Raw genomic sequence first — 10,301 nt, forward strand, 5'->3', positions numbered from 1 at the left:
CTGTTCAAGCGAACATGCGGCGGATTAGTAGCGCCGAAGCGAAGGGTATACGCCGCTGGTGAGCAGTAGGGCCCCTGATCGTCGAACCATGCAGGTTCCGGGGGATATCCGTTCACGATGAGGTGATGATGCTCGATTCGAAGAAAGAACGCGTGGCCCTTGCGGGGATTGGCATCCTCGGCGCCGCGGCCTTCGCCATGATCGCGGGCTCGCGCGGCGAACCGGTGAGCGCCATTTGGCTCATCGTCGCCGCCGTCTGCTCGTACGTGCTCGGCTACCGGGTGTACTCCCGGTTTCTGGGCCAGCGGGCCTTCGGGCTGGACGATCAGCGGCGGACGCCGGCCCACAAGCTGGAGAACGGACGGGATTTCGTCCCCACCAATCGCTGGGTCCTTTTCGGCCACCACTTCGCGGCGATCGCGGGCGCCGGCCCCCTCGTGGGCCCCATCCTCGCCGCCCAGTTCGGCTACTTGCCGGGCACCATCTGGATCCTGGTGGGAGCCGTGATGGGGGGCGCGGTGCAGGACTTCATCGTCCTCTTCGGCTCCATGCGGCGCAACGGGAAATCCCTCGGCCAGATGGTCAAGGAGGAGATGGGTCCCTGGGCGGGTTTCACGGCGCTGATCGCGGTGCTGATGATCATGGTCATCATCCTGGCGGTGCTCGCCCTGGTGGTCGTCAAGGCGCTCGCCGAGAGCCCCTGGGGCACCTTCACCATCGCGATGACCATCCCCATCGCCCTTCTGATCGGGTGGTACATGCGGGTGCTGCGGCCCGGCAAGGTCCTGGAAGGAACGGCCATCGGGGTCGTGCTGCTCATGTTCGCGCTGGTCGGAGGCCAGTGGGTGGCCACCAATCCGGTGCTCGCGCCCGTGTTCACCCTCGACGCGAAGACGCTCGCCCTTGCCCTGATCGCATACGGTTTCGCCGCCTCGGTGGTACCCGTCTGGCTCCTACTGGCCCCCCGCGACTACCTGAGCACCTTCGTCAAGATCGGGACCCTCCTGGCCATGGCCGCAGGGATCCTGCTGACGGGCCCCATGCTGGAGATGCCCGCCCTCACGCGCTTCATCGACGGCACGGGCCCCGTCGTGGCCGGCGGCCTCTTCCCGTTCTGCTTCATCACGATCGCCTGCGGGGCCATCTCGGGCTTCCACGCGCTCATCTCGTCCGGCACCACCCCCAAGCTGCTGGATCGGGAGTCCGATGCGCGGATGGTGGGCTACGGCAGCATGGTGATCGAGTCCTTCGTGGCGATCATGGCGCTGGTCGCCGCCACGGCGCTGACGCCCGGCGTCTACTTCGCGGTGAACAGCCCGGCCGCCATCACCGGGGTCACGCCCCAGGCGGTGGCCGCCACGATCTCCGGCTGGGGCTTTCCCCTGGCCGCGCAGCAGATGACCGATCTCGCGAGGCTGGTCGGCGAGCAGAGCCTGTTTTACCGGACGGGCGGCGCTCCAACCTTCGCCCTGGGCATGGCCCAGATGTTCTCCAAGATCATCGGCGGGCACGAGATGATGGCCCTGTGGTACCACTTCGCCATCATGTTCGAGGCCCTGTTCATCCTGACGACGATCGACGCCGGGACCCGGGTCGGGCGGTTCATGCTCCAGGACCTCCTCGGGCACCTCTGGGAGCCCCTGGGCAGGACGAGCTGGTATCCCGGCGTGATCCTGAGCAGCGGGGCCATCGTGGCCGCCTGGGGCTGGTTCCTGTACCAGGGGGTGCTCGATCCGCACGGCGGCATCAACACCCTGTGGCCGCTCTTCGGTCTCTCCAACCAGTTGCTGGCGGGGATCGCCCTGTGCGTCGGGACCACCATCCTCCTGAAGATGGGCAAGGCTCGCTTTGCCTGGGTGACGGTCCTGCCCCTCGCCTGGATCGTCGTGGTCACCGGCGTGGCGGGGCTCCAGAAGCTGCTGAGCCCCGAGCCGACCATCGGCTTTTTGGCTCACAAGGCCATGCTCGCCCTCAAGCTGGCGGCTGGCGGGCTCCCCGCTGACAAGGTGGCGGAAACGTCGGCCCTGATGCGAAACGACACCATCAACGCCGGGCTGACCCTGATGTTCATGGTGATGACGGGCGTGATCCTGCTCATCTCGATGTGGCAATGGTTCTGCATCCTGACCAAGCGGGAGGTCATCCCCTTGCAGGAGAGCCCGGTCGAGTACCGTCCCGAGCTGGCGGCATGAGGCGCGTGCTGCGAGGCCTGTGGGCCTACCTGCGCGAGGTGTCGGGCGAGGCGGAGCTCCACCGGCGGATCACCGGCTGCGGTTGCCACAGCCATGCCGACCGGAGCCGGGCCGTCGAGGCCGCCTTCAAGGAAAAGTACGAAGGCGTTCAACGCTGCTGCTGAGTGGCCCCCCGGAGGCCCGGCGCCGGCATCCTTCAAGGTCTACCTCGCGCCCTCCATGATCGGCGACGCAATGTCGCTTATCATGGAGGGCGCTCAGCGTCGTGGTGCCAAGGAGGCTTCGTTTCATCATGGCCGAGGATCCCATTCTCGAAGTGCTACCGCTGGGGATGCCGTGGCAGACCCCGGATCCCTTCCTGTTCTGCGTCCATCACGACGATGCCTATCCCGCGGGCAATGATCGGCTGGGGCCGGCGGCGTCGCTGCACGGCCGGGACATCGGCCAGGACTTCGCCGGGCGCGATGGCTGGAGCATGTACCACGGCGACGTCGTGCCGGGATTCCCCGGGCACCCTCACCGGGGCTTCGAGACCGTCACGATCGTCTTGAAGGGCTTCGTCGACCACTCGGACTCGCTCGGCGCCACGGCGCGCTTCGGCGAGGGCGACGTGCAGTGGCTGACGGCGGGAAGGGGCGTCGTCCACTCCGAGATGTTTCCGCTGCTCGATCCGCATGGTCCTAACCCGCTCGAGCTCTTCCAGATCTGGCTCAATCTGCCGCGCGCCAGCAAGATGGCCGAGCCGCACTTCAAGATGCTGTGGCGCGAGACCATCCCGACCTCGGTCGCGCTCGACGCGCAGGGCAAGCGGACCGAGGTCCTCCTCATCGCGGGCGAGCTCGGCGATCGCCGCTCGCCGGCTCCGCCGCCGGACTCCTGGGCGGCCCGCGATGAGGCGGACGTCGCGATCTGGTCGATCCGGATGGAGCCGGGGGCGAGGTGGCAGCTACCCGCCGCCGAGCCGGGGGTGAACCGAACGCTTTATTATTTCGGTGGATCGGGGCTTCACGTCTCGGGCATCCCGGTTCCTTCCGCCTCGGGCGTGCGGGTCCGCCCCGATAGCGACCTGGAGCTCATCGCCGGCCCCGACGCGAGTCGCTTGCTCCTGCTTCAGGGGCGAGCGATCGGCGAACCCGTGACGCAGTACGGTCCCTTCGTGGGAACGACCTCCGAAGACATCCAGCAGGCCTACGCCGATTACCGGGCCACCGCCTTCGGGGGCTGGCCCTGGCCGTCGGACGACCCGGTTCATCCCCGGGATGCCGGTCGTTTTGCCCGCTACCCGGAGGGTCGTATCGAGCGGCCGGTCTAAGCAGGTCGGTGTGAAACTAGTTGTTCGCTTGATACCCCGCCCCCGGGTGGGGCGGGGAGGACGCAGGCAGACGTTCGATTCAGGCAATAGGTGCTTAGACGGAAAAACACGAGGCAGGCCGCATGGGTCGGATGGACCAGAGGGGCCGCTGGGGCTATTCCATGAACTCGGAAAAGCGCTTGAGCGTCTGCTCAAGCGCTCCAAGTTGCGGAATCCGCGCCTGGCGCAAGACCTCTTTGCCCTCGAAGTGGACGATGACCACCGGCACCGTGAAGATCGAGAAGCGGCCGGCAAGCTCCGGGAGGTCATCGAGCAGAACGAAGGACATCTCTGCTTCAGGGAATTTCGCGCGGAGGGCCTCGATCTTCGGCCAGACCGCCTCTGCGACGGAGCAGGCCCCGTCGGAGACGTAGAGCACATGCAGCCTTGACTGCGCGATCTCCGCATCGATCTCGCCTGTGCTGTTGAATCGTTTCATCGTCACGTCCAATTCCGTACCGGGTCGTCCTGCTGGCCTCACCCTCTTTCCTCTATCATGCCCATCACCGAGCCTGCTGACCTGCCCCCTTCCGAAAATAAGGCCGGCACAAGCTGGCTTTTAGTGGGCCTGGCTGGGCGAGTTTCGAACTATCATCCGCATGTTGTGAGGATGCTTGCTGTTGTAAGCCCTGCCCACGAACTTGAAGTAGGTCCCACCGGGACAGGAACAAGCGCCCCTTGATGTCGCTGTTTCTCAATACCGACGAGGGTTCGCCTAGTACCAACAGAAAGTGGTTTCAATACCAGTAAAATGTGGTATTATCACCACTATCTAGTGGTAAAAGAGGTGGCGATGATTACCGCGCAGCAGGAGCTCTTCGGCAGTCGGAGGCGTACGGAGGTGTTGATACTCCTAGGGCTTCTTGAAGAGTCGTATCCAAGCGAGCTGGCCACTTTGCTAAAGGCACCGCTTTACTCGGTGCAACGCATCCTATCTGACCTAGAAGGCCAGGGGATCGTCGCCTCGCGCCAACGCGGGCGCACTCGGCTGGTTGCCTTGAACCCTCGGTTCTATGCTGTCGAGGAGCTGCGGGCCTTGTTGGCTCGCCTATCGCGAGGCGAGCCCGAGCTTGATGCGCTTGCAGCCGGCCACCGCACGCGCCCAGTTCAGCGCCGGAAGCTCGTATGACCATCAACGCAAAAACACCGCTGTTCGAGGTCGCGATGGCTGTTTGCTCGGCACTCGAACGCGCAGGGATCACGGCGGTCCTTACGGGCGGAAGTGCTGCTACCTACTATGCCCCCGAGGCATATCAATCTTCGGACATCGACTTCGTTGCCGTGCGGTTCGGAAACACTCGCGCCCGGGAGGCAGTGGAGCATCAACTAGGCGCAATCGGATTCCGCGTCGACCAGGACTGCTACCGGCACCCGGAGAGCCCCTATCCCATCGAGTTTCCGCCGGGTCCGCTCGCTGTGGGGCGCGAACTCCTAACCGGCTGGCGAACCGTGCAATCCGCCGAGGGGATCTTGCACGTCTTGCATCCCACGGACTCCGTCAAGGATCGGTTAGCAGCCTTCATTCATTGGAATGATCGATCAGGGCTCAGTCAAGCTTTGGCTGTGGCCAAGGCGATTCCCGATGAAATTGATCTCGCGAGCCTCGAGGCTTGGGCGGAAGGGGAAAACGGCCGGGCCAAGTTTGAGGAGTTCCGTGAACGGTTCAATCGTGGTTGACCTGCCCCAGGAGTCGACTGACCTGAACACTGGACCCAGACGAATTAAGTTGCATAAGAAAAAGCCAGTTTGTTGCTTTGTACAACAAACTGGCTTTTCAGTGGGCGTAACTGGATTCGAACCAGTGACTCCTACCGTGTGAAGGTAGTACTCTACCGCTGAGTTATACGCCCAGGGCCTCTTTCGAGGTTTTCCCATTATAACCCAGGCATAACGTAAGTCAAGCCTGCTCGGCGTCTTACTTCGCGACGTCGAAGACGACCCCTTCGTAGTTCTGGCCGCCCACGACGGGGATGCCGGTCATGGTCTTGTTCTTCCACTTGTTCGTGAAGCTGTCCATGCTCATCGTGGTGTGCGGACCGCTGATGCTGTCGTGGATGATCATGCGGTTGGTCGTGTCGTTGTAGCCGACGACCACCACCCAGTGGACGGCGCCGTCGTAGTCGAGGATCACCATGGCCGGGCGGCCCTGGTCGACGAGCGACTTGATGAAGTCGACGGTCCCCTTGCGGTAGGGCTGGACGTTCAGGCCCTTGCTCTTGAGGTAGCTCTGGGCGGTGGCGGGGGTGGTGCCCAGGTTGAAGCGGTTGGATTCGTTGACGGCCTGCTGGTACGAGACGTCGATGCCCCAGTAGTTGAAGAGCACCGCCGAGGCGGCTTGCGCGCAGGTGTTGTCCCGCGAGTTCTGCTGGAAGAAGGGGACGTTGTCGATGACGTGGGCGCCGTTCTGGTAGATGGTGACCTTGTGCTGCTGGTCGGCGCTCTGGACCGTCTGGACCGGCGTTCCCTTGAATTGAACGATCGCGCCGTGCTGGTTGTTGCCGTAGTTGTTGGTCGCGTCGATGCCAGGCGCGGTCACGCCGCAGCCGGTGAGGGCGCCGGCGGCCAGGATGGCGACCAGGGCGGCCGAGAAGAGCTTGGACTGGATCTTGAGGGCCTGGGCGATCTGGTTGGGCTTGACCAGCCCCCCGTCGACCAGGATCTCGCCGATCTGCTTCTTGGTGAGGCGCTGGGCCTCGAGGGCGCCCTTGAGGTCGTCGCGGCTGATGACGTCGGTGGCGACCAGGATCTCGCCGAGCATCAGCTTGACGGCGGTCGCCCCCTTCGCGTGGGCGTCCTGCTGCCAGGTCAGGACCGCGTCCAGCTCGGCGGCGGTGATGACGCCGAAGCGCAAGAGGACCTCGCCCAGCTTCTCGTTGGTGCGCTTCTGCTCCTCGAGGGCGCGGTCGAGCTGGCGGGGCTGGACGCGCTTGGCCTTGAGGAGGATGTCGCCCAGGCGATGGCGCACGCCCTCGGCCGACTCCATCGCGTCGGGGCTGTCGAGATCGGCCTGGTTGGCAAGGACCGCCTTGAGCTCCATCTCCGAGAGCACGCCCAGGCGCAGCAGCGTCTCCCCGAGGCGCTCGTTGGTCTCGCGCTGACTCTCGAGGGCCTGGCTGAGGTCCGAGTGGGAGATGAAGTCGCCGTCGACGAGGACTTCGCCCAGGAGGCGCTTGTTCGGCATCGTCGGTTGAAGCATGGTGGCCATTGGCTCGCTCCTGATCCTTTCCCTTGCTCTGTTGTTATACCCTCGGGATGCCCCGTCCTTGCGCGTTTTTTGCCGATTTATTGCGATCGTGCGAAGTAAAGCCCGCTCGCTCTTCCGTCCTTGCTCGAACCCCAGGCCACCGCGCGCTTCGCGCCGGGGAGCAGGAGGGCCGAGGGGGCCTGGTCATCGGTTTGCCCGAGGGTGAGGGCGATCGCCTCGCCCCAGCGGCCGCCCGTGAAGGTTCGCTCGGCCAGGTTCCAGAACTCGCCCGTTTGCTGGGTGTGCACCATCCAGAGGCCGCCCTGGCCGTCGGAGGTGAGCGCCGGGGTCTCGCAGGGACCGCCCGCGAGCGCCGTCGGGGCGGTCCAGGCGCCCACGGTGCTGCGGCTGCGGACGTACAGCTTCTGGTAAGCCATGTAGGCGAGGGTGATCCTGCCGTCGGGACCGGCGGCAAGCGCCGGCGCGCCCGCCGTCGTGGCGACGGTCTCGCCGCTGCTCCACTCGCCCTTCGCGCTGCGGGTGCGGAAGCGGATGCCGGAGTAGGTCTCGTAGGCGATCGCAAGCCCGCCCGAGGGCAAGGGCGCGATCGAGGGGAAGTTGCCGTCCTGGTCGTCCTTGATCTCGGCGCTCAGCGCCTCGGGGGCGCTCCAGGCCTGGCCGTCGGTCGAGGTCGCCTCGTACACGGCGTAGCGCGCGTCGCGGTTGGAGCCGAAGAAGAGGTGGAGTTCGCCCGAGGCGTCCTCGCAAAGGGCGGGGGCCTCGTCGCTCAGGGGGCCCTTGGCCACCGCGACCGGGGGCGTCCAGCGATCGCCGTCGGGCGAGGCGGTGAAGTAGACGTGGCGATCGCCCAGCTTGTCGGTGGCGTAGGCGATGGCGTAGCCGCCGGCCTTGCGCGCCACGAGGCAGGGCTCAAAGCCGTGCGGGGCGACCTTGACCGAGGTCCAGCCCGAGGCGACCTGCGGCGTCGCGCCGTCGAGGGGCGCGCCCTGCATGCCGTTCGCGCCGCACCCGGTGAGGGCGGCAGCGGCGATCAAGGTTGCGAGGCTTCGGGCCATGCGGCGTCTCCGTTCAGGGTGATTCCTGGGAGTTATCGGGAAAGGAGGGAAAAACTGACCCAAGTATAGGTTAATCTTGGGTGAAGCTGAAGAAGCGGGCAGGGCCCGGGAAGGGGAGGCGCGCATGGGAAATGATGAGACCGTCGGCGGCGCGGGGGAGGACGCCGCGATCGCCGCGATCGCCCGGGTGGTCGGGCCCCACGTCCTGCCCCGAGGGTGGGTCGGCATCGGCGACGACGCCGCCGTGACCGAGGTGTCCACGGGCCTGGCGGCCCTCACCACCACCGATCTGCTCGTCGAGGGGGTGCACTTTCGCCGCTCGACCACGCCGGCCTGGGATCTGGGCTGGAAGGCCATGGCGGTCAACGTCTCGGACATCGCCGGCATGGGCGGGGTCCCCCGCTGGGCGACGGTGTCGCTGGCGCTCTCTCCCGAGGTCCCCCTGGAGTGGGTCGAGGCCTTCTACCGCGGTGCCCGGGCGCTCTGCGAGCGCTACGGCCTGTTCATCGTCGGCGGGGACACCGTGCGCTCGAGCGACGGCGTCACGATCGCCGTGACGGTGGTCGGAGAGGCGCAGCGTCCCCTCCTGCGGACCACCGCCGAGGACGGCGATGCCGTGATCGTGACCGGCCCGGTGGGGGTGTCGGCGGCGGGGCTGTGGGCCCTGGAGCATCCCGAGCGCTCCGAGGTCCTGCCCTTCGCGGCGCGCGAGGCGCTCTTCGCCGCACACCGGCGCCCGGACCCCCAGGTGGAGGTCGGGCGGGCCCTCTCGGCCCTGGGGGATCGCATCGCCCTGATGGACAACAGCGACGGGCTGGCGCGCTCGGTCCTGTGGCTGGCGGGCGCGAACGGCCTGCACCTGGAGCTTGTGGCCGAGGCCATCCCCCTGAGCCCCGAGACCCGCTCGGCGGCAAGCGCGGCGGGGGTCAGCCCCCTGGACTGGGGCCTGTACGGGGGCGAGGACTACAACCTGGTCCTCACCTGCTCCCAGGCGAGCGTCAGCGCGGTGCTCGAGGCGATCGCCTCGAGCAAGAGCGCGGGGACGGTGGTGGGCCGTTGCCGCGCCGCAGAGGCCGGAGCGAGCCTGAAGGACGCGTTGGGCCGCATCGTGCGCCTCGAGCCGAGGCGCACGTTCCAGCACTTCGGCTGAGCTAGGGCTTGGAGAGGTTGCTGAAGCGCACCCTCAGGAGGCACTCGGCGGAGTTGTTGAGCTGCTCGGCGACGATGTACATCTCGAGCTGCTTGAGCACCATCTCGAGACTGAGCGACGGCTCGTAGTAGGTCCGCTGCATGAGGATCTCGTCGTTGCGTTGCACTTCTGCTTCGATCATCGCCGCGCTCCTTTATCGTGAAGAGGGGGATTGGCGGGAAATACGGATCGTTTCGTGACGATTTGTAACGAGTCGATGGTAAGCCTCCGCGTGCTCGGGCCCTATGGGCGGGAATGCCAAGGATCGGGCGAGCGGTATGGTGAATTTGAACAACCCTTGCTTGGATGCGCCTGATGGCGCGCTTTCGGGCTTTCGCTAAGTGCGTGCTACAATGGCGTGTTGCCCGTGGCGTGCCTTTGCGGCCGCGCCCGCACGTCGTTCCATCTTCTCCCGACGTAAGGAGTCTCCATGTCAGATAAGTCGAAGGCCCTCGAGCTGGCGCTCGCCGGAATCGAGAAGCAGTTTGGCAAAGGCGCCATCATGAAGCTGGGGGACAGCGCGCGGATGAGGGTCGAGTGCGTCCCGACCGGCATCTTGCCCCTGGACGTCGCGCTCGGGGTGGGCGGCCTGCCCAAGGGCCGCGTCGTCGAGATCTACGGTCCCGAGTCGGGCGGCAAGACGACCGTGAGCCTCACGGTCGTCGCCCAGGTCCAGAAGGCGGGCGGGATCGCGGCCTTCATCGACGCCGAGCACGCCCTGGATCCCCAGTACGCCCGTCGTCTCGGGGTGGACATCGACAACCTTCTGGTCTCGCAGCCCGACACGGGCGAGCAGGCGCTCGAGATCGCCGACGCCCTGGTCAAGTCGTGCGCGGTCGACATCATCGTCGTGGACTCGGTGGCGGCCCTGGTGCCCAAGGCCGAGATCGAGGGCGAGATGGGCGACAGCCACGTGGGCCTCCAGGCCCGCCTGATGAGCCAGGCCCTGCGCAAGCTGACGTCCAGCATCGGCAAGAGCAACTCCGTCGTCATCTTCATCAACCAGCTGCGCGAGAAGATCGGCGTCATGTTCGGCAACCCCGAGGTGACCACCGGCGGCCGCGCCCTGCGCTTCTACTCGAGCGTGCGCATCGAGGTGCGCCGCATCGAGACCCTCAAGAAGGACGGCGTCGAGATCGGCAACCGGGTCAAGGCCAAGGTCGTCAAGAACAAGGTCAGCCCCCCCTTCCGGGTCGGCGAGTTCGACCTGATGTTCGGCGAGGGCGTCAGCCGCGAGGGCTGCGTGCTGGACATGGCCGTCGAGCACGAGATCGTCAAGAAGAGCGGCTCGTGGTTCAGCTACGGCGAC

Annotated in this window: 10 protein-coding genes and 1 tRNA gene; 6 read left to right on the plus strand and 5 right to left on the minus strand. The window is 66.1% G+C overall.

The window, feature by feature from the left end; all coding sequences use genetic code 11:
* Positions 1–128 precede the first annotated feature (128 nt).
* The 3 genes from V6D00_07990 (at position 129) to V6D00_08000 (ending at position 3,504) form a co-directional block, all read left to right on the plus strand.
* A complete protein-coding gene (locus V6D00_07990) occupies positions 129–2,192 on the plus strand; it encodes a carbon starvation CstA family protein (protein HEY9899108.1) in 2,064 nt (687 codons plus the stop codon).
* Positions 2,189–2,356, plus strand: a complete 168-nt coding sequence (locus V6D00_07995) for a hypothetical protein (GenBank protein ID HEY9899109.1) — start codon at positions 2,189–2,191, stop codon at positions 2,354–2,356. Before V6D00_07990 ends, V6D00_07995 begins: the two co-directional genes overlap by 4 nt.
* A gap of 128 nt (positions 2,357–2,484) precedes the next feature.
* The gene (locus tag V6D00_08000) at positions 2,485–3,504 is read left to right on the plus strand and encodes a pirin family protein (GenBank protein HEY9899110.1); all 1,020 of its coding nucleotides are present in this window, start codon (positions 2,485–2,487) and stop codon (positions 3,502–3,504) included.
* Positions 3,505–3,658: 154 nt separating this feature from the next.
* Here V6D00_08000 and V6D00_08005 read toward each other — a convergent pair whose 3' ends face one another.
* On the minus strand, positions 3,659–3,982 hold the full coding sequence (locus V6D00_08005; protein ID HEY9899111.1) for a thioredoxin family protein: 324 nt from the start codon (positions 3,980–3,982) through the stop codon (positions 3,659–3,661).
* A 686-nt stretch (positions 3,983–4,668) separates the two neighbouring features.
* Here V6D00_08005 and V6D00_08010 point away from each other — a divergent pair.
* On the plus strand, positions 4,669–5,220 hold the full coding sequence (locus tag V6D00_08010) for a hypothetical protein (protein HEY9899112.1): 552 nt from the start codon (positions 4,669–4,671) through the stop codon (positions 5,218–5,220).
* Between the two features lie 101 nt (positions 5,221–5,321).
* Here the strand turns inward: V6D00_08010 and V6D00_08015 are convergent.
* The 3 genes from V6D00_08015 to V6D00_08025 form a co-directional block, all read right to left on the minus strand.
* A tRNA-Val gene (locus tag V6D00_08015) sits at positions 5,322–5,393 on the minus strand.
* 65 nt (positions 5,394–5,458) lie between these two features.
* On the minus strand, positions 5,459–6,748 hold the full coding sequence (locus V6D00_08020) for a C39 family peptidase (GenBank protein ID HEY9899113.1): 1,290 nt from the start codon (positions 6,746–6,748) through the stop codon (positions 5,459–5,461).
* Between the two features lie 77 nt (positions 6,749–6,825).
* The gene (locus V6D00_08025; GenBank protein ID HEY9899114.1) at positions 6,826–7,803 is read right to left on the minus strand and encodes a hypothetical protein; all 978 of its coding nucleotides are present in this window, start codon (positions 7,801–7,803) and stop codon (positions 6,826–6,828) included.
* 124 nt (positions 7,804–7,927) lie between these two features.
* Between V6D00_08025 and thiL the strand changes: the two genes are divergently transcribed.
* Positions 7,928–8,953, plus strand: coding sequence for a thiamine-phosphate kinase (gene thiL, locus V6D00_08030; protein ID HEY9899115.1), 1,026 nt, complete (start codon positions 7,928–7,930; stop codon positions 8,951–8,953).
* Position 8,954: 1 nt separating this feature from the next.
* Here thiL and V6D00_08035 read toward each other — a convergent pair whose 3' ends face one another.
* Positions 8,955–9,134 carry a hypothetical protein gene (locus tag V6D00_08035; protein HEY9899116.1) on the minus strand — a complete coding sequence of 60 codons (180 nt, stop codon included), beginning with the start codon at positions 9,132–9,134 and terminating at the stop codon, positions 8,955–8,957.
* Between the two features lie 288 nt (positions 9,135–9,422).
* Between V6D00_08035 and recA the strand changes: the two genes are divergently transcribed.
* Positions 9,423–10,301: recombinase RecA (recA, locus tag V6D00_08040; protein HEY9899117.1), on the plus strand; the 879-nt coding region annotated here is incomplete at its 3' end.

This window comes from Pantanalinema sp., assembly GCA_036704125.1.
Classification (GTDB): Bacteria; Cyanobacteriota; Sericytochromatia; order S15B-MN24; family UBA4093; genus JAGIBK01.

What these genes read in the sequence shown, in the direction of transcription:
- V6D00_07990 (HEY9899108.1), top strand. Translation starts at nt 129, where the DNA reads ATGCTCGATTCGAAGAAAGAACGCGTGGCCCTTGCGGGGATTGGCATC.
- V6D00_07995 (HEY9899109.1), top strand. Translation starts at nt 2,189, where the DNA reads ATGAGGCGCGTGCTGCGAGGCCTGTGGGCCTACCTGCGCGAGGTGTCG.
- V6D00_08000 (HEY9899110.1), top strand. Translation starts at nt 2,485, where the DNA reads ATGGCCGAGGATCCCATTCTCGAAGTGCTACCGCTGGGGATGCCGTGG.
- V6D00_08005 (HEY9899111.1), bottom strand. Translation starts at nt 3,982, where the DNA reads ATGAAACGATTCAACAGCACAGGCGAGATCGATGCGGAGATCGCGCAG.
- V6D00_08010 (HEY9899112.1), top strand. Translation starts at nt 4,669, where the DNA reads ATGACCATCAACGCAAAAACACCGCTGTTCGAGGTCGCGATGGCTGTT.
- V6D00_08020 (HEY9899113.1), bottom strand. Translation starts at nt 6,748, where the DNA reads ATGGCCACCATGCTTCAACCGACGATGCCGAACAAGCGCCTCCTGGGC.
- V6D00_08025 (HEY9899114.1), bottom strand. Translation starts at nt 7,803, where the DNA reads ATGGCCCGAAGCCTCGCAACCTTGATCGCCGCTGCCGCCCTCACCGGG.
- thiL (HEY9899115.1), top strand. Translation starts at nt 7,928, where the DNA reads ATGGGAAATGATGAGACCGTCGGCGGCGCGGGGGAGGACGCCGCGATC.
- V6D00_08035 (HEY9899116.1), bottom strand. Translation starts at nt 9,134, where the DNA reads ATGATCGAAGCAGAAGTGCAACGCAACGACGAGATCCTCATGCAGCGG.